Origin of the sequence: Chitinophaga rupis (assembly GCF_900109685.1) — a bacterium.
GTDB classification, from domain to species: Bacteria; Bacteroidota; Bacteroidia; order Chitinophagales; family Chitinophagaceae; genus Chitinophaga; species Chitinophaga rupis.
Genome location: NZ_FOBB01000002.1, coordinates 997,338 through 1,022,708, shown reverse-complemented (window position 1 = coordinate 1,022,708; position 25,371 = coordinate 997,338). Strand labels below are relative to the sequence as shown.

General features: G+C 48.4%; 17 protein-coding genes. 5 read left to right on the top strand and 12 right to left on the bottom strand.

Annotated elements, in window-relative coordinates:
- The first annotated feature begins 173 nt into the window (after window positions 1-173).
- From BMZ54_RS11110 to BMZ54_RS33560, 3 genes are all read left to right on the top strand, one after another.
- The gene (locus BMZ54_RS11110) at window positions 174-689 is read left to right on the top strand and encodes a YdeI/OmpD-associated family protein (protein ID WP_089910647.1); all 516 of its coding nucleotides are present in this window, start codon (window positions 174-176) and stop codon (window positions 687-689) included.
- Between the two features lie 775 nt (window positions 690-1,464).
- Window positions 1,465-1,662, top strand: coding sequence for a hypothetical protein (locus tag BMZ54_RS11105; RefSeq protein ID WP_089910645.1), 198 nt, complete (start codon window positions 1,465-1,467; stop codon window positions 1,660-1,662).
- 19 nt (window positions 1,663-1,681) lie between these two features.
- On the top strand, window positions 1,682-1,738 hold the full coding sequence (locus tag BMZ54_RS33560; protein ID WP_394332709.1) for a hypothetical protein: 57 nt from the start codon (window positions 1,682-1,684) through the stop codon (window positions 1,736-1,738).
- Window positions 1,739-3,167: 1,429 nt separating this feature from the next.
- Here BMZ54_RS33560 and BMZ54_RS11100 read toward each other — a convergent pair.
- The 10 genes from BMZ54_RS11100 to BMZ54_RS11050 all read right to left on the bottom strand — a co-directional run bounded on the left by BMZ54_RS11100 (window position 3,168) and on the right by BMZ54_RS11050 (window position 17,951).
- Window positions 3,168-4,985, bottom strand: coding sequence for a RagB/SusD family nutrient uptake outer membrane protein (locus tag BMZ54_RS11100; RefSeq protein ID WP_162277514.1), 1,818 nt, complete (start codon window positions 4,983-4,985; stop codon window positions 3,168-3,170).
- Window positions 4,986-5,008: 23 nt separating this feature from the next.
- On the bottom strand, window positions 5,009-8,203 hold the full coding sequence (locus tag BMZ54_RS11095; protein ID WP_089910639.1) for a SusC/RagA family TonB-linked outer membrane protein: 3,195 nt from the start codon (window positions 8,201-8,203) through the stop codon (window positions 5,009-5,011).
- A 134-nt stretch (window positions 8,204-8,337) separates the two neighbouring features.
- Window positions 8,338-8,913, bottom strand: a complete 576-nt coding sequence (locus BMZ54_RS11090; protein ID WP_089910636.1) for a nucleotidyltransferase family protein — start codon at window positions 8,911-8,913, stop codon at window positions 8,338-8,340.
- 10 nt (window positions 8,914-8,923) lie between these two features.
- On the bottom strand, window positions 8,924-10,087 hold the full coding sequence (locus tag BMZ54_RS11085; RefSeq protein WP_089910633.1) for an XdhC family protein: 1,164 nt from the start codon (window positions 10,085-10,087) through the stop codon (window positions 8,924-8,926).
- Window positions 10,088-10,240: 153 nt separating this feature from the next.
- Complete coding sequence (locus BMZ54_RS11080) at window positions 10,241-12,388, bottom strand: xanthine dehydrogenase family protein molybdopterin-binding subunit (protein WP_089910630.1); 2,148 nt, start codon at window positions 12,386-12,388, stop codon at window positions 10,241-10,243.
- Window positions 12,385-12,849 carry a (2Fe-2S)-binding protein gene (locus BMZ54_RS11075; protein ID WP_089910627.1) on the bottom strand — a complete coding sequence of 155 codons (465 nt, stop codon included), beginning with the start codon at window positions 12,847-12,849 and terminating at the stop codon, window positions 12,385-12,387. The genes BMZ54_RS11080 and BMZ54_RS11075 overlap by 4 nt, the downstream gene beginning before the upstream one ends.
- Before the next feature lie 247 nt (window positions 12,850-13,096).
- Window positions 13,097-13,837: an SDR family NAD(P)-dependent oxidoreductase gene (locus tag BMZ54_RS11070; RefSeq protein ID WP_089910624.1), complete on the bottom strand. Its 741-nt coding sequence runs from the start codon at window positions 13,835-13,837 to the stop codon at window positions 13,097-13,099.
- A gap of 203 nt (window positions 13,838-14,040) precedes the next feature.
- Window positions 14,041-14,619 carry a TetR/AcrR family transcriptional regulator gene (locus tag BMZ54_RS11060; RefSeq protein WP_089910618.1) on the bottom strand — a complete coding sequence of 193 codons (579 nt, stop codon included), beginning with the start codon at window positions 14,617-14,619 and terminating at the stop codon, window positions 14,041-14,043.
- A 1,433-nt stretch (window positions 14,620-16,052) separates the two neighbouring features.
- Window positions 16,053-16,889: an aminotransferase class IV gene (locus BMZ54_RS11055; protein ID WP_089910615.1), complete on the bottom strand. Its 837-nt coding sequence runs from the start codon at window positions 16,887-16,889 to the stop codon at window positions 16,053-16,055.
- 45 nt (window positions 16,890-16,934) lie between these two features.
- Window positions 16,935-17,951: a zinc-dependent alcohol dehydrogenase family protein gene (locus BMZ54_RS11050; protein WP_089911923.1), complete on the bottom strand. Its 1,017-nt coding sequence runs from the start codon at window positions 17,949-17,951 to the stop codon at window positions 16,935-16,937.
- Between the two features lie 137 nt (window positions 17,952-18,088).
- Here BMZ54_RS11050 and BMZ54_RS11045 point away from each other — a divergent pair, with 137 nt between their 5' ends.
- Window positions 18,089-19,093 carry an AraC family transcriptional regulator gene (locus tag BMZ54_RS11045; protein WP_089910613.1) on the top strand — a complete coding sequence of 335 codons (1,005 nt, stop codon included), beginning with the start codon at window positions 18,089-18,091 and terminating at the stop codon, window positions 19,091-19,093.
- Between the two features lie 4 nt (window positions 19,094-19,097).
- Here the strand turns inward: BMZ54_RS11045 and dinB are convergent, their stop codons facing one another.
- Complete coding sequence (gene dinB, locus BMZ54_RS11040) at window positions 19,098-20,189, bottom strand: DNA polymerase IV (RefSeq protein ID WP_089911919.1); 1,092 nt, start codon at window positions 20,187-20,189, stop codon at window positions 19,098-19,100.
- 235 nt (window positions 20,190-20,424) lie between these two features.
- On the opposite strand from dinB, the gene BMZ54_RS11035 reads away from it, so the two are divergent.
- Complete coding sequence (locus tag BMZ54_RS11035) at window positions 20,425-23,622, top strand: SusC/RagA family TonB-linked outer membrane protein (RefSeq protein WP_202909207.1); 3,198 nt, start codon at window positions 20,425-20,427, stop codon at window positions 23,620-23,622.
- Window positions 23,623-24,164: 542 nt separating this feature from the next.
- Here BMZ54_RS11035 and BMZ54_RS11030 read toward each other — a convergent pair.
- Window positions 24,165-25,169, bottom strand: a complete 1,005-nt coding sequence (locus BMZ54_RS11030; protein WP_089910607.1) for a FecR family protein — start codon at window positions 25,167-25,169, stop codon at window positions 24,165-24,167.
- Window positions 25,170-25,371: the final 202 nt, after the last annotated feature.

The window sequence follows — 25,371 nt, the reverse complement described above, 5'->3', positions numbered from 1 at the left end:
ATGCAGGCAAAGGTAGGCCAGGATACCGTTACAGGGAAGGACAAGAAAGCGAAGTTTTAGGACAATCGTTAGTCTGCGCTTAAATTACGTACAGGCGCCGGCATTACTGCCCTGCACACCTGTAAGGTGATAGTGCCCAATGCAACACTGATAATTCGTAATTTAGCGCTATTATGATCAAGTTCACAGCCACTATACTCAGCTTCAATGAAAACGGCGATAAGACCGGCTGGAGCTACGTGGAGATCCCGGCCGATATTGCGCAGGAGCTAAAACCAGGCAATAAGAAAACTTTTCGTGTAAAGGGCAAGCTGGATAATTTTCCCATAAAGGCCGTGGCCGTAATGCCCATGGGCGGGGGCAGCTTTATATTGCCTATTAATGCGGATATGCGCAAAGGCACCGGTAAACGTAAAGGCGCTATGCTGCAGCTTCAGCTTACGGAAGATAAGAACCCAACCCCGGTTACCTGCCCTGAGCTGATGGAATGTTTGGCGGATGACCCGGATGCGCTGGCTTTTTTTAACAGCCTTACTATGTCGCACCGCAACTATTTTATGAAGTGGATAGAGAGTGCCAAAACAACGCCCACCAAAGAAAAACGTATAGCCCAAACAGTAGTAGCGCTTTCCAGGAAGCAGGGTTACAATGAAATGATCCGCGCGCAGCAGCGGGATAAATTGTTATAACAGGATCATTCCTGCTTATATAACACGTTGTAAACAACCATGTTTAGCAATTAAAGATTATACGCTTAATTTTTTAATCCAGCAGACCTCATCGTACATACGTTGCCGTGATCTGTATATTAGTCGCAAACACATTTGCTAAATTTCCTTACCGGAGCGCCTTTCATCAGGCAAAGATCAAACCCTTTACCAGCAGCCATTTCAAGCCTGCTCAACATCTTTCATTAACTAAAATGGACAATTGCAAAATGGATTTTGCTAAAAAATTCCTGTTAAAAATGTTGCATAAGTACAAACGATTGCATACTTTCGTGGCGTACTGAACTGGTAGCATAAACCGAGAGAATCAAGCAAAGCCGAATGCACAAACCATAGAAAAACCTTTACCATTCGTACACAAATCCATAACCATTTATTATTTAGCTAAAACTAGTATCCATAAAGAACATATTAGTGTAGTATAACCATATTTTAAACCGGCGTAAACGTTTTGTATGAAGAACCATTTGCAACGTGTTGCCATACACGTATGTTATGACCGTATGTGTACATGACATTCCCGTATTAATATTCTGTACTTAGCAAACTGTTTAATGCATTTTGCATATATCCTATGAAAACCTACCCCGTCCGGCTGCGGAGGGCACTATCCCTATGCCTGTTATTGCCGTTACACTGCGCTGTACTGCCACTGCAGCCCGGTAGCGTACCTTGCTGCGCAGTGTAACTTTTTTACCCACGACCCTGTCTTTTCTTCTTTTTAAACATCAACTAGATGCAACAGATCAACACACTTTGCTGGCAGCTAAGCCTTGCGCTGGGTATTACCGCGCACAATATAAGTGTCGCGTTTACGTTAAAAGAAGCGAGCTATACTACGTTGGGCATATTGGATATGTCCGGCAAGTTAGTGGCTCCGCAGCTTAGCGGGCGCCTGCAGCCTGGCCAGTATAACAAGACTGACCACGGGTAATATACCGGCAGGTACTTATATGCTGAAAGTGATCCATAACGGTAAAGTGGCTACGAAAAAGTTATCTAAACAATAAGGTCCTGACATTCCTTGTAAAGAGCCGGCTACGCGAGTGGCCGGCTTTTGCATTTCTTTTTGGTGGTTGTGGGTTGTATCTATTATACGTGGGCTGCCTGTGTTTACGGATTGTACCTGCCTTTATTACTCGTACGGCCTGTGTTTGCTGCTTTCTTGCTGATTGTATACAAATCAGGGCTAGCTTTTGTTTGTTGCTTTCTTGCAGGTCCGGCTACGAACTGCGCCCGCCTGTTTGGATTGACTATGGGACTTTGGATTGTCACTTAGAGGTTGGGGGATATATAAAGCTTCATCAAGCCGGTGGCGCCGGGCAAGGTTCTCCGCCGGCCTGCTGCGAAAGCGCGAATGGGAAGTGCACACGTGAGGGAGTATGCAAAGTGAGGATAGGGATGGGAAAATCCGCAACACAACCAGGACATTAGGGTGTTAATATTTGCATATTGGTACATCAGCGTATCAACAGTATCTGTACACTGATACTCCCTACCAACCATGATGATGGGAATGCCCCATTATGGTTAGAATTTCCGGTACTTCAATAAAGCCCCACCCCATTTGAATAACAGAGATAAATACGATATACGGGGCCTTCGGGATCATACTTCCTTGTGCTCATTTTGCAACACCCCAAACGGAGAACCTTGCCCGCTATGAGATTGGTAAAACACTGGTGATAAATAGCTTGGGATATTATAATCTTCCGGTAGTTCAATGAAACCCATGCTCTCTTGAACTACCCATACTTCACTATGTTCAATCCGCAGCAAGTCCAACGGAGAACCTTGCCCGCTATAGAATTGGTAAAACACTGGTAATAAAAATAGCTTTGGGTCTTACAACCTTCCAGCAATTCAATGAAGCCCATGCTCACTCGAACTACCCATACTTCACTATGTTCAATCTGCAGCAAGTCCAACGGAGAACCTTGCCCGCTAAAGGATTGGTAAACCACTGGTAATAAAAATAGCTTTGGGTCTTACAACCTTCCAGCAATTCAATGAAGCCCATACTTACTTGAACTACCATACTGCACTGCGTTCATTCCGCAGCAAATCCAAACGGGAAACCCTGCCCGCTATGGGATTGGTAAAACACTGGTAATAAAAATGGCTTTGGGTCTTACACCTTTCGGCAATTCAATGAAGCCCATACTTACTTGAACTACCATACTACACTGCGTTCAATCCGCAGCAGGTCCAACGGAGAACCTTGCCCGGCGCCATCGGCTTGATGAAGCCCAATAAAACAACCAATCCCCTAAATGCCCCTCAACGCTCAATAGTCATTCAAAACAGCCGGGCGCAGTTCGGAGTTGGACCTGCAAGAGATGAACCATCTGCCTAAAAAAGATGCAAGCAAACCTCATCCACAAAAAAGCCGGCCCACTAAAATGGAACCGGCTTTCTCTATGATAATGTGTGAAAGTATTAATACCCCGGGTTCTGCTCTGCTGCGCGTTCATCGGCAGTAAGCGGCACGCCGTTCTTAAAAAGGCGGTCAATGTGCTGTTGCGGAATAGGCCGTAGCTTGTGAAATGGTTTCATGTTGCCGGCAGCAGGATTAAAGAGCTTTATTCTTTCAACAGATGTTTCTGTACGTGCCAGGTCCATCCAGCGCTGGAACTCACCTAGCAGCTCCCGCGTTCTTTCATTCAGCATAAAATGAATAAAACGCGCAGCTTTGGAGGTGGCAGATGGCGGGTACTGTTCATGCGGATCATTCGCATCAAAAGCAGCTTCCGTTACCTGCACCAGGCTCTCAGTGCTGCTTACATCCCCCTGCACGCCACCTTCCGTAAACCAGTAGTGCATGGGTTTTGCTTCGCCCTGTTTGTAAGCGGCCCTGCGGCGCAACGCATTAATGTATTCCAGTGCACGGCCGTAATTACCACTACGGCCATACGCTTCTGCAGCAATCAGGTAAGTTTCTCCCAGGCGTGCATACACGCCGTCACGGCCGGCGGTTTCGGTGGAGATATCCAGACGCGTAGGATCCATATGTTTGATCAGCGACAAAAAATCCTGTTTATTGAACTTGTTACGCGTTATCCATAGGTAAGACTTCCGGGCGATCTCCGCATCAGGCACATTCTGGTGCAGGGTAAGCAATATGGCAGTATCGCCCAGCTTGAATTTAGGCTGCCCTACCAGCGCAGGCGAAGGTGCATTGTCAACCGTCCATTTAGGAATATTAGCGGAGTTGTTGGAAAGGTAGGTAGTGCGGAAGCTTTTATAAAAGCGTGAATCATTCTTCCGGTCAAAAATATCCAGGGTGTAATTAGTAGGCATCAGTCGGCGGAACGGTCGTCCGTAGGTGATATCCCGCTGCATACCGGGCTTTTGATCATACACCATCTGGTAGTACAGGTGTGTGCGGTTGCCGGAACCGTTCAGCATAAAGGCATTGTTGTTGAACTGCGCGGCCAGTATCACTTCGCGGTTTTCCTGGTTGTTAATGTTCCAGAGGTCGGCGTAGTTATCTAACAGCTGGTAAGGGCCGTCTGTGATCACCAGGTTAGCCCAGTAAGCGGCGCTGTCCATATCTGAAGGCCTTTGCCCTCGTTGTTCCGTAACAGCGCTGCCGCGGGTTAAGTATACTTTGGCTAAGTAATGCCTGGCCGCGCCTTTGGTAATACGCCCGTATTGCGATTGAGTGGCAGGCAGTGTTGCAGCGGCAAACTGCAGGTCGCTGATAATGGTTTGGTAAATATCTGCAACGGGCGACCGTTCAAACTCAAGACGTACCGTAATATCGCCGGTAAGTGTAAGCGGTACGCTGCCGAACTGCTGCACCAGCATAAAGTAATAAAAGCCCCGCAGGAAACGCAGCTCTGCAATGCGCAGGTTCTTATTGGTATCGTTCGTGTAGAACTGTGTGCCTTCTATCTTTGGAATACGTTCTATGCCCATGTTACAGGCGTTAATGGCGCGGTAGTAGGCTGTCCACATATCATGAATGTATGCGGCGGAGGTGGGATTCAGCTGCGCGGTGTAATCATCAAAATATTTATTCTGCCCGTCGGATGCTTCGGTGTATTCATCTACACCGTAGTTGAACAGGGTAAAGCTCTGCTCCCCGTTAAACAGGTAACGGAGCTCGCTGTAAGCGCCATCCACCAGGTCTTCTATCCCGGTTTCTGTATCGTAATAATCATAAGAGATCTGCGTTACCATTTCCTCATCCAGGAACTTTTTGCAGGAAGGCAGCAGCAGAATGGCTATCAGTATATATAATCGCTTTTGCATCATTTTCAGTTTATGGGTGAGGGTTAGAAACCTACGCGCAGGCCTATCACTATGCTTTTATCACTCAGGTTATTATTATCTGTCAGCTGATCATTTATGTTGGTCTGGTAGTTGGCGGTAAATTCCGGGTCCAGGCCTTTGAAGTCCGTGATCAGCCAGGGATTAAAGGCAGTAACATATACCCGCAGGTTCTGGATGTGCAGGCGCGAGATCATGCTCTTTGGCAGGTTATACGCCAGCGATACATTACGCAGCTTCACAAAAGAGGCCTTCTGGTACAGGTAAGATTCCGGGTAGTCTATCCGTTCCTGGTCCTGCCGCGGGCGGGGGTACACGTTGGATGGGTTGGCCGGCGTCCAGTAATCCAGCTTCCTTTCCGTATAACGCCCTGCCAGCGAAGGACGGTAATACCCGCTGGCTATCATCTGCCCTATGCGCGCGTAAAAGAAAAAGGAGAACTCCACGCCTTTGTACGCAAAGGTGTTCACGATACTGCCTGACCAATCGGGTACGTTATTGCCAATAACCATGCGGTCACGGGCATCGATCACCTTATCATTGTTCAGGTCCAGGATCTTGCCCTGGCCGGGTTTGCGGCCGTATGCCGCAGCGGCATCCGCTTCACTGGTTTGCCATACGCCAATGGGTTTCCAGTCGTAGAATACCGTTACCGGCTGCCCTATAAACCAGCGGTTGGCAATATCATCGTTCTTGGCGCCGTACAGCTCTGTGATCTCTTCCTTATTCTTGGCAAATACCAGGTCGGTGGTCCAGCGGAAACCACTGTTGGTTTCCATATTCACTGTTCCCAGGCTTACTTCCACACCGCGGTTGCGGGTAGATCCGATGTTCTCCTGTATAAACCCAAAGCCGGATACCGTGGGCACCTGCCGGTCCATGATCAGGTCGCGGGTATTGGCCTGGTACACATCTACGGTACCGGTTATACGTCCTTTTGCAAGGGAGAAATCAATACCGCCGTTCACCTGGTAAGTGGCTTCCCATTTCAGCTCAGGATTAGGTATCAGGTTGGGTAAGTAACCCCATGCAGGATTATCGCCCCATACATAACGGGTTTTGGCCAGGCGGCCCTGCACCGTGTAAGGGCTAATGGCGGAGTTGCCTGTTTTACCATATCCCACGCGCAGCTTCAGCTCATCTAAAAAGGAGACGCCTTTCAGGAAGCTCTCTTCCTGCATTTTCCAGGCCAGCGCAAAGGAGGGAAAGAAATCCCACTTGTTACCCGGCGCCAGCACGGAAGATCCGTCAAAACGACCAGATACTGTAAGGAGGTAACGGTCTAACAGCGTATAGTTCACACGGCCCATGTACGACATTAACCTGCGTTGCGAATAATCGCTGCTGAATGCATCCGGTCCGCTGTTGTTGGTAGATCCCAGGTTGTAGAACAGCTGTTTATCGTACGGCAGGTTAGACACCGTAAGCCCGGATGCCTCATACCTTTCATGCTGTATACTCTGCAGCAGCGTGAGGCCCAGGCTGTGCTGCTTATTAATTTGCTTATCGTAGAACAGCAGGTTTTCCAGCACATAGGAGAACCGCTGCTGTTGGTCATAAATGGCCTGCGACGTACCGCGGTTACGGTTAGTGCTTAGCGAACCATAGAACTGCCCGCGGCGGTACTGCCTGTAGTCGGGGCCAAAGTTCATGCGGAAACGCAGGTCCTTTGTGAGCTGTATTTCGCCGTAATAGCTGCCCATCACGTGCGTGGTGCGGCGTTCATCAATTACATTATCGATATTGAACAGCGGGTTAAAGATCAGCGCATCGCCACCCGGCTGGTATATTTTATTACCGGCGCTGTCGTAGGGTACGGCCAGGGGCAGCTGTCCAATGGCGTTAAAGTACAGCGGCGCGCCGAATTGCTGGGTAGATACGCTGGCCATGGTGGAGCCGCCTACACGTATAATGCGGCTCACATTGTAATCTATCCCTAAGCGTACATTGTACCGCTCAAAGGATTGTGTTTTCTGAATGCCGCTTTCATTGTAATATCCCAGCGACATTACCACCCGCACCTTTTCCGATCCGCCGGAAACGCTTACCTGGTGGTCCTGCTTAAGGCCGGTGCGTAGCGCCATCTTAGCCCAGTCCGTGGTTCTTACTTTGCCGGCATTATAAACGGGTACGGAATCAAAGGAGCCCATACCGTACAATGCGAACTGCTGTTGTTCTGCAGCCGTGGCTGCGCGGTATTTGGGGATCAGGTTGGCCTTGTCTGCCCACTCATACCCCTGTGCTACCGATTCCCACATGTTGATATCTCCCTTAAATAAATTAAAGTCCTGTTTGGGGTTGGGAAAGGGCGTAGTATAATCCAGCGGGTCGCTGTTATTGCGGTAAGCCTCCCGTCTCAGCTCTGCAAACTCGCCCCCATCCATCATATCCAGGGTAGTGAGTGGTTTTGAGAAGCCAACATACCCATCGTAGGTTACAGAGGCTGCACCAATCTTGCCTTTTTTCATGGTCACCAGTATTACGCCGTTGGCGCCGCGGGAACCATAGATGGCGGTGGCAGATGCATCTTTCAGGATCTCTACAGATGCAATGTCGGATGGGTTAAAGTCATTGATGCTGGAGCTGTCTGGCAGTGGAATACCATCCAGCACCACCAGCGGATAGTTGGTAGCTTTCAGCGAGCGGTTACCACGAATACGGATCTGCGGGTTATCGCCCGGGCGAAAGCTGCTGGCCGCCACATCTACCCCGGCAGCCCTGCCCTGCAAGGCCTGGGAAATACTCTGCACGGGCACCTGCTTTATTTGCTGGGCGCTTACAGAAGATAGGGATCCCGTTACATCGCTCTTTTTGCGGGTACCGTATCCAACTACCACTACTTCTTCAATAGCGGTTTGATCCAGCGCCAGTACCACATTAATAGTGGTGCGGTCGTTGATCTCCTCCTCCTTACGTACATATCCTACAAAAGAAAAAACCAGGGTGCCCTGGCCATTGCTAACTGTGAGCCTGTAGTGGCCGTCCTTATCTGTAACCGTACCGGTGCTGGTACCTTTCAGCGCTACCGTTACACCGGGCAGCGGGTTATTGTTCTCCGCCGCTGTTACACGGCCGGTAATAGTAATGGCAGGCGCTTCGCGTGCAAAAGAAATTAAATGACTACAACAGACAAATAACGTAAAAAGCAGGGCTTTCGCAAACAGGAAGGCAATCCCGTTGCGTTTCGTGGAAGTACGCATATTGTTTCAGATTTTGGGTGCGAGGAAAAGGTTGATACTTTCTGCTACATGTTCATAACGTGGATACTAAAATAGCGGAAAGGCGGGGTGGAAAGAATGGAAAATTGTACAGATGTATGGATAAATTGGTGGGGTTACAACCGCTCATAATCCTCCCGCGTATCCACATCCACCTCTCCCAGGGGAAACGGCACTGCCGCTACCTCCTGCTCAAACTGTACCAGCAGCTTTTTAGCGCCTTCCTGGCCTTTGAGGGCCAGCAATTCGGGAAAGAATAGCTTATCAAACAGCACGGGCACGCCCATGGTGTTTTTGTAGTAGCTGGCTACAATGCCTTTGCCGGTGTCCAGCTTTTGCTGCATGAGCTGCTGCAGATGTTCAACGCTCACATGGGGCTGATCGCATACCATTAAGATCGCGCCGGTGGCCAGGGGCGCTTTTTCCTGCAGGGCCGATATGCCGGTACGGATGGAGGAGCTCATGCCCTCTTCCCAATCCCTGTTCTCTATCATGGTTACCAGCTCCTTGGGAACTTCCGGAGAAATGATCATGGCATGCGCCCCCAGCACCACTATTACAGGAGTGCAGCCTGAGCTCAGGGCCGTTTGTATGGCATGCTGCAACAGGGTTTTGCCCTGGTAAATAAGCTGTTGTTTGGGAGCTCCCATACGGGTGGAGGCGCCCGCGGCTAAGATGATGATGCCTGTCATAAGGAATGGATTAATGCAGTACAGCAGGTTCCCCGTTGTGCGGGACACGCGGGGCGTGAATGGGAGTATCTTTATCGCGCAGCGGAGCACCACTGCGGTTAGACAGCACAGCTTTGATCTCCGCCATTACCGACAGCGCAATTTCTTCTGCACCCTCCGCACCGATATCCAGCCCGGTGGGGCCATACACTTTCTGTAGCTGTTCCGGGGTAATGGTGATGCCGGCTGCACGCAGTTCGTCCAGCATCCGGTCCAGCTTCTTTTTAGGACCCAGGGAACCGATGTAGGGCAGCTCCAAAGGCAGCAGCTGCCGCAGCATGGCCAGGTCGTAATTATAGTTGTGCGTCATGAGCACCACGGCGGTACGGTCATCAATCACTACTTGCGATAAAGCTTGTTCCGACCTGGAAACCAGCACTTTACCGGCCTGCGGAAAACGCAGCGGGGTGGCATAACTCGGGCGGCCATCTACCACCGTGGTTTCCCAGCCCAGTACGGCCGCCAGCGCAGTTAACGGAATGGCGTCATTACCGGCTCCGAAAATGATGAGGGCCGGCGCGGGATGCACCACTTCTATAAAGGCAGTGAAAGTATGCGTGTAAGTGTATTGTTTGGTAACATGCAGCTGGGTACGCAGCGCTTCCTGTGCATCCTGCAGCAATGTATTATCCGGCCATTCCACATTACTGAAAAAACTGTTTTTCTGTACGCTGTGCTGCGAAAGCAGCAGAACAGTGCCGGGTTGTATGCCTTTTTTATCTTCCAGGGAGAATAAAGTAGCCAGCACGGAGGTTTGCCGCTGCTGCAGGCAGGCTTTTAATAATTGAATGGGATGATTGGGCGCTGTGGGCACAACAGGCTCTATCAAAATATGGATGATGCCATTGCAGCCCAGCTGCACGCCCAGTTTGGCATCGTCTTCGTCGGTAGTGTCGTAGGTTACCAGCATGGCCTGCTGGCGGAACATCACCTGCTGGGCTTTGCGCAGGGCATCGCCTTCCAGGCAGCCTCCGCTGATAGCGCCGGTCAGCTGACCGTCTTCTGTAATTAACATTCGTGCGCCAGGCCGGCGGTAGGCGGAGCCTTCTACCAGCACCACGGTGGCTAATGCGGTTTGTTGTCCTTGCAGTTGAGCTTTCTCAAACGCGGCTACAATGTCTTTGAGCTCTTTCATCGTTCCTAAAGTTAAAAGTAAAAAAGTAAAAAGTAAAAAGCAGGGCCGTTATCTTAAAGTAAAAAAGCAAAAGGTAAAGAGTAAACTATCGCTTTACCCTTTACCTTTTATATATTTAATAATCATCCTGGCTCCTGCTTCTCACTTCGTTCCTTACACTTCGCTCTGCTGCTTCTGCACAGAAAATACCGCTTCGCTATTCATAAATGGCTGTGATCTTAACCGGTGGCCCGTAGCTGCAAAAATAGCATTGCCTATTGCAGCGGCTACAGGCGGTAAGGCCGGCTCGCCTAAACCTGTGGGCTTTTCATTATTTTCAATAAAAGCTATTTCCACTGGTGGCGCTTCCCGCATGCGTATCAGGCGGTAACGGTCGTAGTTGGTTTGATCCGGCTTGCCTTTGGTAAGGGTCAGCTCACCAAACATGGCATGTCCCAAACCATCTATCATAGCGCCTTCCACCTGGTTTTCGGCCCCGCTCCTGTTAATAATGGTGCCGCAATCCACTGCGCAATAGATCTTGTTGATCTTCCATTGCCCGTTCACGTTACTCACTTCCGCTACCTGCGCTACATAGGTCTGGAACGAAAAGTGCGCGCTTATACCCTGGAACACGCCGGGTTTAGGCTGGCCCCAGTTAGCCATTTGCGCTACTTTTTTGATCACGCCGGCATAACGGTCAGGATCATAATCCATTTTGCCTACCGGCTGCGCTTTTGCCTGCTCCAGCAGCTCCAGGCGGAATGCTACCGGGTCTTTACCTACGCCGTGCGCAATTTCATCCAGGAAAGATTCTTCTGCAAAAGCAATATAGTTATGAATGGGTGCGCGCCAGGGTCCTGTAGTTACGGGCGATTTATACTCATGCGTATCCACCTGCAGATTAGGTACTGCACCGGCAGGGAAATTATCTTCACGTGCTGTATTACCGGTTACGCCTACAGAATGGTGATGCCAGGCAATAAGTTTGCCGTTACTATCTGTGGCCGCCTTGTATTTGTACAGGGCCATGGGCCGGTAAAACCCGCCCCCCATGTCATCTTCCCGTTTCCAGATCACATTTACCGGGGCTTTGGCCAGCTGGGATACCGCCACGGCCTCCTCTACAAAGTCGGTCATGAGCCTGCGGCCAAAACCGCCACCCATGCGGGTCATGCCTACCTTTATCTTCTCTTTGGGGATCTTGAATTTTTCAGCAATGGTATTACGTGCTTTATCCGGCAGCTGAATAGGCCCGTACAGCTCAACACTATCTGCTTTTACATCCGCAAAAAAGTTCATGGGCTCCATGGGATTGTGCGGAATGAACGGGCATTCAAAGGTTGCCTCAAATGTTTTGGTACCGGCAGCCAGCCCTTTTTTGATGTTGCCATCCTTACGTTTTGATTCTTTTGGCAGCTGTTCCAGCGTCTTATTAAAGTTCGCCTTGTAATCAGCGGTGCTTTCCAGCGTGCCATCATCTTTCCAAACCGGTTTTATGGATCTGGCAGCCTGCATTACTTCCCAGGTGCTGCGGCCCAGCACTGCTATCTTGTTATCAAAGCTCACTACATCCTTTATACCCTGGTATTTGCGGGCAGCATCCTGGTTAAAAGATTCCAGCGTTTGCCCAAATGCAGGCGGACGAATAATAGTGGCATACAACATGCCTTCCCGTTTGGTATCAATACCGTATTTCTGTTTGCCGGTAATAATAGCTTTGGTATCGTAGTTGCCGATACGTGTGCCAATGATCTTAAAGCTCTTCGGGTCTTTCAGCTTCACATCCTTGGGTACCGGCATGGTAGCTGCTTTTTCTACCAGGTCGCCGTAAGAGATCTTTTTACCGCTGTCTTTATGATGCACCATACCTGCTTCCGTGGTGCAGGTGTTGGGATCTACCTTCCATTTATCGGCAGCCGCATTCACCAGCATTTGCCGGCCAGTGGCGCCTGCCTGCCGGAAGGGGTCCCAGCTGCTGCGTACGGAGCCGCTGCCGCCTGCCACCTGGCGTGTATACTTATCCGTATCCAGGGCAGCTTGCTCAATGATCACGTTCTTCCAGTCTACATCCAGCTCTTCTGCCACTATCATAGGCAGGGAAGTTTTCACCCCCTGTCCTATTTCCGGGTTGGGCGCCATAATGGTCACCAAACCATCCGTACCTATTTTAATGAATGCATTCAGGGTTTGCATTGCTGCGGGAGCATTGCTACCGGAAGGGCTACACGAAGCTAAATACTCCATGCCCAATATCAAGCCTCCGCCGGCTGTAATGCCGATCTTGAGGAAATGTCTTCTGTTGATGGTGGATGTACTCATGATTTACCTCCTTGTGCAGCCAGGTGAATGGCTTTTTTAATTCTGTTATAGGTACCGCAGCGGCAAATATTGCCCGACATCAGATTATCTATCTCCTGGTCTGTCGGATGCGGTTTGTCTTTTAGGAAAGCTGCTGCGCTCATGATCTGCCCGGCCTGGCAGTAGCCGCATTGCGGCACATCCACTTCTTCCCAGGCTTTTTGTAAAGGATGATCTCCTTTTTCAGACAGTCCTTCAATGGTCACTATCTTTTGCTGACCGATGGAAGATACCGGTACGGAGCAGGAACGCACGGCATCGCCATTCAGGTGCACGGTACAGGCGCCGCATTGCGCAATGCCGCATCCGAACTTGGTACCTGTTAGTCCTGCAAAATCGCGGATCACCCACAACAAAGGCATTTGCGGGTCTACATCTACTTTGTAGTCCGTGTTGTTGATGGTTAAGTTGAAGACAGCCATAACAAGGGTTTAGAGATTACACCAATGATAATGTTAGAAATATAGTATAATATTTTGCTTTTGGGAAGTAAAAATACATTGGTGGTAAAGTGATGGGAGCTATTTAATTGGATAGTGATGAAAAGTTAAAAATTAAAAGTCAAAAATTAAAAATGGAATGCCGCGATACCTTGTGTGGATAAAGGTTTGGGCATTCCACTTTTGAAGTTGCACTTTGGTTGTGCGTTGTATTTTAAAATACCATTCGCTAGGCATTTAAACCACCATCTATGGTAGTTACCGCACCGGTAAAAGAGCGGGCTTCTGTGCCGGATAAAAATGCCACATATGCTGCAATATCATCTGCGGAGCCATATTTAGGAATGGCCATTAAGGCGCGCTGATGATCGGAATGCGGCCCATTCTCCGGGTTCATATCGGTATCCGTTGAACCGGGCTGTATGAGGTTAACGGTGATCTCGCGTGCACCCAGGTCGCGGGCTAGTCCTTTGGTAAGGCCAATGAGCGCGGCTTTTGTCATGGAGTAGAGCGTCATACCAGGCGCCCACACCCGTTCTGCCAGGTTGCTGCCGATGGTAATAATGCGGCCGCCGTTAGGCATATGCGTCAGCGCTGCCTGCACCGCTACAAATACTGCGCGCACATTTACAGATACTACGCGGTCAAATTCCGCCAGGGTATGTTTGTCTATTTCTCCGGCCATCCAGATGCCGGCATTGTTCACCAGGATATCTATACTGCCAAAAGTTTTGGCGGTCTGGTTCACTGCAGCGGTGAGGGCTTCGGCGTTTTCATTGTCGGCCGCAATGGCTATTGCCTGTCCGCCGGCAGCTTCAATTTCTTTAACTACTGCCTGTGCTTTATCTGCCGAGCTTACATAGGTGATGGCTACTTTTGCCCCTTCATGTGCCAGGCGTTTGGCGATAGCGGCGCCCATACCACGGCTCCCTCCTGTTACCAGGGCTGTTTTGTTCTCTAAACGTTTCATTTGTTATAATTTTTGTTTGATGCTTTTTATTTATTTACCGGAAAAGATCATTGTGATCGATGTGGTTATACTTTTGAATGCATTATTGTTACCGGATCCTGGCCAGGTGGAGGTGTATAAAAAACTATCTATAGTCTCCACTCCATTAGCCATACCGCTCCTTACCAGAACGATCATTCCAATATTAGTCAAAAAAAAGGCGGTCATTGCCTGATCACTTGAATTAAAAACTCCGCCATTTGTGTAACGAGCTTTTCATTTTTTGAGATGATATAGGTTTGCCATAATCCGCTGAAGTTAGCAATGATATAACTGGCCAGCATCTTCACATCGCGGTCTTTGCTGATCTCCCCTGCAGATTGTGCTTTCATGAGCAATACCTCCAATATATCATTCAGACGATCGCCGTCGTTCTTCAGGATGCTGTTCACCTCTTTATCTGTTTCTGCCAGCTCAAAGGATGATTTCACCACCATGCAGGCTTTGCCTTCCTGCAGTGTTCTTTCCAGCGCTTTGCGGATAATGGCTTCCACTGCATCTATAGACGATAGCGCACCAGCAGCAGCTGCTTTGTACTCCTCCCGTTTATCTGTAGCATAATTGCCCAGGCATTGCAGGAATAAGGCGTGTTTATCGCCATAAGTATCGTAGATGCTGGCGCGGTTCAGCTGCATTGCTTCTACCAGGTCCTGCATGGAAGTGGCGTGATAGCCCCTTTCCCAGAACAGGTCACGGGCTTTTTCCAATCTTTCTTCCGGATCAAATGCTTTGTTTCGTGCCATGATGAGGCAAAGGTACAATAATGGAACGATTGTTCCAAATATGATTTTTGAAGACCTTGTTATTTGAAGTAGGGACATGGATGATTATAGAGCGGTTCCTGAGGACCAATAAACATTCCGAGAGGTTTGATAAACATCCCTGGGGCTGGCAAATGTTTCCGGGGCTCTGACAAAAGTTCTCCGGGATTTGATAACATTTCCAGGGTCTGGCGACCTTTCCCGGAGGTCCAACAAACGGGCTGCACCCGCCTGTTCTGTAAGTCGATGACGCATTTAATATCGTATCAGGCGTTGTTATACTATACGGCTTTATCAAGCGTATCACGCCGGGCAAAGGCCCGTTTATTGGAACTTCCGGGGTCGGGGAGATCGAAGCGATAGAAGAACATTATGTTGGTTGCTGCAGATGCCTTGTGTTACTATTATGGGCCCGAGAGATCAAGCGATGGAGAACATTATGTTGCTTGTTACAGATTCCTTGTGTTTACTATTATAGACCCGGGGAGATCAAGCGATAGAGAACACTATGTTGCTTGTTACAGATCCCTTGTGTTTACTATTATAGACCCGGGGAGATCAGAGCGATAGATAAACATTATGTTGGTTGCTGCAGATTCCTTGTGTTTACTACAATGGACCTAGGGAGATCAGAGCAATAGAGAACATTATGTTGCTTGTTACAGATTCCTTGTGTTTACTATTATGGACCGGGGAGATCAAAGCGATAGAAGAACATTATGTTAGTTGCTATAGATTCCTTGTGTTTACTATTATGGGCCCAGGGAGATCAAAGCGATAGATAAACATTATGTTAGTTGCTGCAGATTTCTGTGTTTACTATTATAGCCCCGGGGAGATCAAGCGATAGAGAACATTATGTTGCTTGTTACAGATTCCTTGTGTTTACTATTATAGACCCCGGAGATCAGAGGGATGGAAGAACATTATGTTGGCTGCAGGTTCATTGTGTTTTCCATTATGGGTCGGGAAAATCTGAGTGATGAAACTTTTATGTTGGTTGCTGCTGGTTCCTCACATTATCTCATGATGCTTGTTTTCTCTTAGCCCCCCTGTTAAAACTTTGATAACACGCTCTCTCGCCGGGCCTCCCACCCATCCGGGCAGCGGACCTTAGCCGGCGTGACACGCTTGATAATGCCCCATCCCTATTACAGCTGATACGACCCAGTAAGTCCAATAGACTTACTGAACAGGCGGGTACAGTTCGATGCCGGATGGGTGGGAGAACAAACCCTAAGCAATCGAACCTAAAAATCCCAGGTGACTCATCTAACACCCAACAGGTGGGCCAATTCATTGCCAGATATGTGGGAGAACAAGCTCTAAGCAATCGAACCTAAAATCCCAGGCGACTCATCTAACACCCAACAGGTGGGCCAATTCATTGCCAGATATACGGAACTGAGAATCCCCTACCCTATATGCTTCCCAACATACTCCCTTAATACGCCATTCAACCGCGCAGTAACAACCCTCGGTTGCCCATTGCCAACAGGCTTGCCATCCAGCTGCAACACAGGCAAAATATATTTAGTAGTACTGGAAATAAAAGCCTCCTTTGCAGCACGAAACTCTTCTAAAGTAACATCCCGCTCCTCTACTTTGTACAGCTCCCGCGCTACTTTTAAAGTATGCATCCGCGTAATGCCTTTTAAAATATTGCGGGATGGTGTTACTACAGTATCATCCGCCGTAACCATGAAAATATTCGCACGCGGGCATTCCGTGATCAGCCCATGCCGGTAATACAGCAGGTCATCTGCCTGCTGCTCCTTTACAAACGGCTGCAGCCAGATTGCCATGAGGTAATCGATGGTCTTTATTTCCGGCAGCTGCCGCTGATGATTGTAGCTTACCAAGCGCAATCCTTTTTCAAAGGCATCTGCTGCAAGCGGGGTCAAAGGCTGCTGCGTGATCACCAGGTTTGGCGTAGTAATGCTATACCCATCCTGCGGATAACCGCCGGTGCAGGAAATACGGATGCCGGCATCAGGGATCTGGTTGCGTTGTATTAATTCATGGATGATCGCTTTCAATTGCTCCGGGCTTTGCTGCAACGGCAAGCGCATTTGTGCAGCGGAATTATAGAAGCGGGCCAGGTGGTCATCCAGGAAAACCGGTATGTTATTGATCGTTTTAAAGAAATCAAAAATGCCGTAGCCACGTTGTGTTGCCAGGTCGGTGACCAGCAATGCAGCCTCGCCGGCCGGAACAAATGTATCATTGATAAAAACAGCCGCTTGATTCATGCCGCGTAGATATTTGCCGAAAGATAAGGCAGCGCGCGGGTATTTCTATATTTTGATCACTACTTTTCCCATCAGGCGGCCCGTAGCAAAATATTCATAGGCCTGTGCAGCTTCCTCAAAGGGGAATACACGGTCTATTACCGGGTGCAGCAGGTGTACTGCGATAGCGCGGATCATGTCTTCCAGGCCAGTGCGGTGGCCAACAAATAAACGGCGCATGGTAACCAGGTTGCCGGCCAGTATGATGGGATCTATTTCTATCATCTTTTTTTGTATGCCCAGCACACTCACCAGCGCTACATTGGCATTAAGCGCAGCTACCTGTAAGGATTGCTCAATGGTATCGGCGCCGCCGGTTTCTATGATATGATCTATGCCTTGTCCGTTCGTGAGCGCCCGTACTGCAGGCGGCCAGTTGGGTATGGTATGCCGGTTGATCACATCATCCGCACCCAGCTCGATGAGCCGCGCCGCCTTCTCGGGGCAGGATGTAATGGCAATCACTTTTGCGCCCAGCATTTTGGCAAACTGCAAAGCAAACAATGCTACGCCGCCGGTACCAATGGTAAGTACGGTTTGCCCCGGTGTAACGGGGCCGCCGCCGGTAAGTGCGCTCCAGGCGGTTAGTCCTGCGCAGGGTAAGGTGGCAGCTTCTTCCCAGCTCAGGTGCGGTGGTACATGCACCAGGCTTTCTTCTTCCAGCAATGCATATTCTGTGAGCATGCCGGGCAGTGTGCAGCCCAATTGATAGCGGCCAAGTTCACGGCTGAAGGGGCCATCTACCCAACGGGCAAAGTAGCTGCCGGCTACATGATCGCCTATGGTAAACCTTTGTACTGCTTCTCCTACAGCAACCACCTCTCCTGCCCCATCGCTCACAGGTATTACACCGGGTACTGACGGCAGTGGGTACACGCCGTTCAGGATATAGGTATCCCGCCGGTTCAAGGATACGGCATGCATACGCACCAGCACCTCTGTAGGGCCGGGTTCCTGGATGGGATGTTGTTGCAGGATAAGTTTTTTTACAGCGCCGGTATCTTCCAGATGATAAGCTCTCATGATCATTATTTTGATGGCAAAGCTAGGCCGGGCTGTTGCCTGCGGGTTTATCCAAAGGCGCCAATCATTGATCATTTTGCGCCACGGCATCACACCCGGTTGTATTTACACTTATCTTGGCAAAAATTTCAGAATGTATGGATATGCAAAAAGCATTAGTGAAAAACCTGCTGGCCTATGCAGTACGGCGGGAAATACCTGCAGAGCAGCTATGTTCCCTGGCAGGACTTTCAATATCAGCCTTGCAAAGTAAAAACCCGTTGGTTATTACCCCAAAACAGCTGAACGACCTGTGGCTAAATGCCTGCCACCTGAGCAATGATCCTTTATTTGGACTGCACCTGGGCGAGTCTATGCAGGCATCAGCCCTGGGCATGGTAGGGCTCATCATTCAGCATAGCAGCACGGTAGGCGAAGCGCTCACACAGGCAGCGTCCTTTACGCACCTCATCACCGACCTGTTTGGCATGCAGGTTACACAACATAAAACGGGTTTCACAATACAGTTCATTCCCTATAAAGATGGTACACAGGAACATAGTTTTGCGTTTCAGCAAATGATGGACCTCTTCATGGCCTATACCCTGCATGAAATGGACGGACTGGTATTGCAGCTCATTCAGCCCAAACAGGTGAAGCTGCCCTTTAATAGTGATCATGAAGCGGAATACCAGCGGGTACTGCGCTGTACGGCTCTACGGAAATCAAAGGAATATGTAATTGAGTTTGATAAACAGCATTGGAATACGCCGGTGCTCACCGCTAATTACGAGCTGCAAAGCATGCTGCTGCAAAAGGTAGGCGCGGTGGATGATACATTTGGCAACATTCCCAACCTGCGTACGCGGTTAAGCAGTTATTTACTGGCCAATGCTTACCTGGGTATTCCTTCTTTGGAAGATCTTGCTGCGAACTTTAACACCAGCGCCCGTACGCTGCAACGCAAGCTGCAGGAGGAAGGCATCACTTACCAGCAGCTGGCAGAATCAGTACGCAAATCGCTGGCACTGCATTACCTGGAGTCCGGTACTTACCCTATTAAAGAGATCTCGTATATACTGGGGTATAATGAGCTGAGTGCATTTACACGGGCGTTCAAAAGATGGACAGGGAGCAGCCCGGTGAATTATTTGAAAAACTAGCACATTAAAACAATTCCAGCTGCCCGTTCGCCGGCGGCAATATCTCACCAAAGTTTGATAACCCTATTCCTAACAACCGCACTTTATTATCCTCATAAAAAGCAGCAGCCATCAGCTGCCGGGCAGTAGCCTGTATGGTAGCTACATCATTAACCGGGTAGCTCAAAGATAAATTCCGTGTGATCTGCCGGAAATCGCTGTACTTTACTTTCAGTGTAATAGTGCGGCCCTTTAGATTGTATTTCACCAAGCGGTTATGTACGGTGAGCGATAGCTTATCCAGCTCTGTATTCATTTCTTCCAGGGTGGTCAGGTCATAAGGGAAGGTATCTTCCGCGCTCAGGGATTTGGTTTCGCGGTGCGGTTCCACCGGCCTTTCATCAATGCCCCGCACAATGCGGTAATAGAAACGGCCGGGCTTACCAAAGTGCTGGGTAAGATCAGCTTCCGTAAGTTTTTTCAGATCGGCGCCGGTGTGCAGGCCCATACGCTTCATCTTATCTGCCGTTACTTTGCCCACCCCGAAGAACTTTTCCACCGGGAGTTTTTCCATGAAATCTTCTATTGCAGAAGGACCTATGAAGGTAAGCCCGTCCGGCTTTTGCATATCAGAAGCTATCTTGGCTACAAACTTATTCACCGATACGCCGGCAGATGCAGTGAGCCGGAGCTCATCCTTTATAGCCTGTTTGATGAGCTTAGCCACTTCTATGGCAGAACCTATCTGTAGCTTATCCTGGGTTACATCCAGGAAAGCTTCATCCAGGGAAAGGGGTTCTATCAGGTCGGTGTAGCGGTGAAAGATCTCGCGGATCCTGCGGGATACCTCTTTGTATACATCAAACCTTGGACGTACGAAAATAGCATCCGGGCAAAGCTGCAGCGCCCTTTTGGATGGCATGGCAGAGCGGACACCGAATTTGCGAGCCTCATAGCTGGCTGTAGCCACTACCCCACCCCGGCCTTCAGGCGAGCCGCCCACTACAATGGGTTTGCCACGGTACTCCGGGAAATCGCGCTGCTCTATGGACGCGTAAAAAGCGTCCATATCTATGTGGATGATCTTGCGGAGTGGTTTGGAAGGTTCGTTTTGCATGCAGCAAGTGGCAAAAAGCAAAGATAGGGTGGGCTTCCGACGTTAACAAGATATTAACCATTCCAGAAAACGAATATCATAATTTACGGGGTCATTACACCTACTGACGTCACGAACTATATACAGAGAGCATAAGGACAGCATTTAACTAATCACAATGAGAGTCATTTGATCTAAGGATATGTATCCCCGTAAATTCCCCTCACTTTTTTCCATTTGCCTTTTTACCACATTAATGGCAGGCCACTTCTATGCCTATACGCAGGGGAAAGATGCGAGAGTAACTATTTCCTGTGAAAACCTGACATTAAACGAGTTCTTTAATGCAGTATGGGAACAAACCCAGCTGCAGGCCTTCTTCAACGACCAGCAGATAAATAGTTCGGAAAGGATCAGTGTAACATTTAAAAATGAACCGCTGGATAACGTGCTCGCCTATCTGCTAAGAAAAAGAGAGCTTACCTGGGACTACAGGGGGCAGGTTTTTGTGATCCTCCCCAGAAAAGAAGGCGATCCGTTGTTAGGTGAGATGCCTAAAAATGTTACCCGCACAGTAACAGGAACAGTAAGGGATAATAATGGTATTCCTGTTAAGAATATTTTTGTTGGGGTGAGGGCCTCCTTTAAAGGAACCAGGACGGATGAAAACGGCCAGTTCAGGTTAAAAGATGTTAAACCGGATGCCCGTCTTGCAACGCGCTCCATGCTTTATATTAATAAAGAGGTGATTGCAAAGGAAGATACCATCAATATACAGGTAGACCCCTACGTTGCAAACCTGGACCAGATAACCGTAGTAGGGTATTCCCAACAAACGCTTACCGGGAATATTAGCAGGGTAAAAGAGGACGACATTACTGCACAACCGGTTTCAAACCCGCTTTTTGCACTACAAGGCCGCGTACCCGGATTAAATATTTCAGCTATCAGCGGATTGCCGGGCAGCAGTTTAAACATACGTTTGCGTGGAAGGAACAGCATTGACTGCAATACAGATCCGCTGATAATATATGATGGGATGCCTTTCATTTCGGGACAATCCAATTCAGATGTAGCCAACACACTTAGAAACGACGCCGGATTAGGAGCAAATGTTGCCGCCAGCACATTAAATCTTATAAATGTGCATGACATTGCCAGTATGGCTGTGCTCAAAGATGCAGATGCTACCGCCATCTACGGCACCCGCGGGGCCAATGGGGTAATAGTCATTACCAGTAAAATGCCCGGGGAAGACAGGAAAGGAATGACGGTAAGTGCCTACTCAGGCATTGCTGAAGCAGGTCATTTGATCAAATACCTGAATACCCAACAATATTTATCAATGCGTCATGAAGGATTGCGCAACGACAGGCGATCTGTTGACGATGGGGATTATGACCTCAAAGCCTGGGATACCACGCGTTATACTAACTGGCAAAAAACACTGATAGGCGGAACCGGTCATGTTACCAATGCAAATATGGAAGTTGTGGGTGCAGGTAAAACCAGCAGCTACCGCTTAAGCGGCCTGTATAGGCGTGAAAGCACTGTTTATCCCACTAAAGATTTTTTTTACCTCAAAGGATCATTACGGGTTCAATACAACTTCAGCTCACTTAATAAAAAATTTAATGCTGCTGTTTCAGCAAATTATGTGGCTGACCGGAATAAGCTGCCCCCCCAGGACCTTGTCCAATTTTCCTCTTTACCACCCAATACACCGGAGCCTTACGTTAATGATGCTATCAACTTTGCAGCAGGAACCTTTTCTGACAACCCTTACGGCTATATGCTCCGGCCCTATAAAGCCGGTTCACATAATGCACGTGCTTATGGCACCTTTAGTTACCAGGTAACACCAGATCTATCTATAATATCCACGCTGGGCTATGGTTCCTTCAATGTACATGAAACACAGGTCAATCCATCAAGGTCATTTGGTGGCCTGGCCCCTGGCTTTAGCTATTTCGCGGATACTAAATTTTCAAACCTGATTACGGAGCTGCAAGGTTCATGGAAAAAAAAGATTGGAAAAGAACAATTTAATGTGCTGATCGGGAGCGCTTTTCAGAAGGATGGGAAAACTGCCAGTAACTATGCAGCCTATGGCTATACGAACGATACGCAGTTGGAAGATAAAAAAGCGGCATCTTTAGTGGATACCGTTAACCAGCCCCCGCAAAACTATCGTTATACATCCTGGTATGCACAAATTGGCTATAAGCATAACGACAAATATTTACTGAATATAACTATTAACCGGGACGGCTCTACCAGGCTATCCAATATGGGAAGATACGGCAATTTTGGAACCGTTGCGGCCGGATGGATCTTCAGCAGGGAAAACTGGCTGATACAAAACCGGATCCTGAGCTTTGGCAAACTGCGTGGAAGCCTGGGAATAACAGGCAATGACAGATGGATGCCCAATGAAAGTAAAAACGCCTACCTGCCTTTTGCTGCAGCAGAAGAAAATATTTCCGTCGCCATACCGTATAAGAATTATACCTGGGAGAAAGTACGAAAAGCTGAAGTGGGACTGGACCTTGGTTTTCTTAACGATCAGCTGTTAGTGAACTTTAGCCTGTATAATAACCGTAGCACAGACCTGCTTCTCACATCAAAACTTCCTTATAACGGTGGTAAAAAAGATCCGGTGAATTATCAGGCCATAGTAGAAAACAAAGGCATAGAGGTAGAAATTATCTCCAATAATATAAGATCCGATAAGCTTACCTGGACAACAAATTTCAATATCAGTTTTCCCAGAACAGTGCTGAAAGCATTCCCGTTCCTGGAAATGACCACTTACTATAACTTCTACTCCATAGGGCTGCCGCTTGATATGTTTAAGGGGCCGCATGTACTCGGCGTAGACCCGAAAAAAGGTATCTTCCTGTTTGCGGACAAGAAAGAAGACGGAGTTACTCCTGATGACAAGGTGTACGGCAAGGGTATTGGAGCCACTATATATGGAGGGATACAAAATAATATCCGGTGGAAAGGTTGGGAAATTGAATTTCTTCTGCGCTTTGTGCGGCAAAATAACTACGGATTCGAATATGCAGATTCTTACATTCCTGCAGGCGCTATAAGTAATCAGCCCATAACAGTATTGGATCGCTGGCAGCGTCTGGGAGATGTGACCCACATACAGCGATTTACCAGTTCGTCATCTACACCGGAAGGAAGGGCTTTCGCTTATGCTATTGACGGCGATCAGCGGGTAACAGACGCTTCTTATATAAGAATGCAGTCATTATCTGTTGCCTACCATCTTCCCGAAACATGGATGCAAAGGATCAGGATAAAAAGCAGTAAATTATTTGTACAGGGGCAAAATTTATTCACAATCACCCGGTATCCTGGTTTAGATCCTGAAACTGTGGCATCCTCTGAAAGATATCCAACGACCAGAATGGTTACTGCAGGATTACAAATAGCATTCTAACCATAGGGGGCAAAGACACCGACGATAGGTTTATTTATGCTACTTCTTTAAGTCGGGAATTTAATTACTGTTATTACCTTTCTTACAGTGATTCGTATGATTATTAAAATTATTGCGCAATCGATAGCAATAGTGGGAGATGCTGAAAACCCATGTAACAGAGTAAGCATAAAACCAAAATTAATCATTATGAAAAAGTTCCTATGTAAACACCGGCGTCTAGCAATTACAATTGCCGTGTTACTACTTTCCACCTTATTCTCGCAGGGAAGCGCTAAGCGCACAATAGCCAGGTACACTCAGAGCAATCTTCCTGGTTTTTGCCTGCAAGCAACACCTCCATCAGACTGCACGAGCATTGTAACCGGTGTTATTTGCACCAGTACTTCGGCAGGTGTAACAACAACCTGGTACCTGGATGCTTGTGTAACGGTACTCTATCGCCAGCCATAGCCACACCTGAAAAACGGGAACCATAATGCATAATAACATAAAACGGCAGGGTAAAACATACCCTGCCGCTTCATTCATAGCCCTTCCGCTTACTTAGAAGTAATATGCAGGGTATCTCCCGAAAAATGACAATCAAGTTTAGTGATCGCTGGTATATTATTTATGTTAGCCATCAGGCCAGTTGACTTATCGATCAAACCTGTATATCTTTTATCCAACAGCCGCACATCATCCACAACCACACAGGTATCAAACAGCCGTTCCAGCCTGGGAGCTATAGCGTTTAGATCTTCATTGAAGAAATGGCATACTCCATGTTGCCAGGCCAAAGCAACATTACAGGTGCAGGCCCGTAGCTGAAACGTGCTGCCATGCGTATACACCAGCTCCTCGCCTGCACGTACAATAACGTCTTTGCCCATTGCTCTCACGCGGATCTTGCCCTTAACCAGCGAGATCTTTGTTACTCCGGAATCATAGGTATTAACATTGAACTCTGTGCCCAGTACCTCAATGGCGGCATAAGGCGTGTTAATGACAAAAGGCCTGCGGCCGGGCGCTACCCTGAAATACGCCTCCCCTTTAAAGCTCACTTTCCGGTCTGTTTTGGAAAACCGTACCTGCAGGCTTGAAGCTGCATTGATGCGCACCGTAGATCCATCAGGCAGGCTAACGCTATCTTCCTTTCCCCTGAATGTTATCACGGTGTGCACCGCAGTATCCTCCCTGTTCGCAAAAGAAAAAGCCAGTGAGCTATTCTTCCCTCCGAATGTGGGTGGCCCGTAATGGAAATAGCAAATGCTGGAGATGATCATTAACAGTATAGCTGCGGCTATTCTCATGATCCCGATCCTGTGCGCACGCCTTGCCTGTTCAGCAGTAATGACTTCGAGCGCATACTGATACAGCTTCATAGCCGCATTAGATACTTTGTATCCCCTGGAGCGGTGCTGGTCTACTTCTTTGACATACTCCTTTGCAGCCCAGGAATCGTCCGAAATGATTCCGCGCAGCAGTTGCTCATCATCAGGGCTGATCATACGCGCCAGTTGCTCGGCTACGAGATTAAAGAAAGTGTCGGGGTTATATTTCATATTTGTAAGTTCTGTTTTGGTGCATAAGTTTTTTCTACAGTCGCTTTAACGCGATTGAGCAGCTTTGCCAGATGATGCTAATACTAACTCATAGAGGTTTTGGCAAGTGTTGCGCAAACTCATTTGTCAGCGTTTAATAATGTACAGTTGGGGCGCCTAACAGCGCATGATCAATTAATGCAATGTCAGGGCATAAGAGAAT

Coding starts and splice junctions, on each gene's coding strand:
- BMZ54_RS11075 (WP_089910627.1), bottom strand. CDS start 12,849: ATGGCTGTCTTCAACTTAACCATCAACAACACGGACTACAAAGTAGAT.
- BMZ54_RS11050 (WP_089911923.1), bottom strand. CDS start 17,951: ATGAGAGCTTATCATCTGGAAGATACCGGCGCTGTAAAAAAACTTATC.
- BMZ54_RS11105 (WP_089910645.1), top strand. CDS start 1,465: ATGCAACAGATCAACACACTTTGCTGGCAGCTAAGCCTTGCGCTGGGT.
- BMZ54_RS11070 (WP_089910624.1), bottom strand. CDS start 13,837: ATGAAACGTTTAGAGAACAAAACAGCCCTGGTAACAGGAGGGAGCCGT.
- dinB (WP_089911919.1), bottom strand. CDS start 20,189: ATGCAAAACGAACCTTCCAAACCACTCCGCAAGATCATCCACATAGAT.
- BMZ54_RS11060 (WP_089910618.1), bottom strand. CDS start 14,619: ATGGCACGAAACAAAGCATTTGATCCGGAAGAAAGATTGGAAAAAGCC.
- BMZ54_RS11055 (WP_089910615.1), bottom strand. CDS start 16,889: ATGAATCAAGCGGCTGTTTTTATCAATGATACATTTGTTCCGGCCGGC.
- BMZ54_RS11090 (WP_089910636.1), bottom strand. CDS start 8,913: ATGACAGGCATCATCATCTTAGCCGCGGGCGCCTCCACCCGTATGGGA.
- BMZ54_RS11100 (WP_162277514.1), bottom strand. CDS start 4,985: ATGCAAAAGCGATTATATATACTGATAGCCATTCTGCTGCTGCCTTCC.
- BMZ54_RS11095 (WP_089910639.1), bottom strand. CDS start 8,203: ATGCGTACTTCCACGAAACGCAACGGGATTGCCTTCCTGTTTGCGAAA.
- BMZ54_RS11080 (WP_089910630.1), bottom strand. CDS start 12,388: ATGAGTACATCCACCATCAACAGAAGACATTTCCTCAAGATCGGCATT.
- BMZ54_RS11085 (WP_089910633.1), bottom strand. CDS start 10,087: ATGAAAGAGCTCAAAGACATTGTAGCCGCGTTTGAGAAAGCTCAACTG.
- BMZ54_RS11035 (WP_202909207.1), top strand. CDS start 20,425: ATGGCAGGCCACTTCTATGCCTATACGCAGGGGAAAGATGCGAGAGTA.
- BMZ54_RS11030 (WP_089910607.1), bottom strand. CDS start 25,169: ATGAAATATAACCCCGACACTTTCTTTAATCTCGTAGCCGAGCAACTG.
- BMZ54_RS11110 (WP_089910647.1), top strand. CDS start 174: ATGATCAAGTTCACAGCCACTATACTCAGCTTCAATGAAAACGGCGAT.
- BMZ54_RS11045 (WP_089910613.1), top strand. CDS start 18,089: ATGGATATGCAAAAAGCATTAGTGAAAAACCTGCTGGCCTATGCAGTA.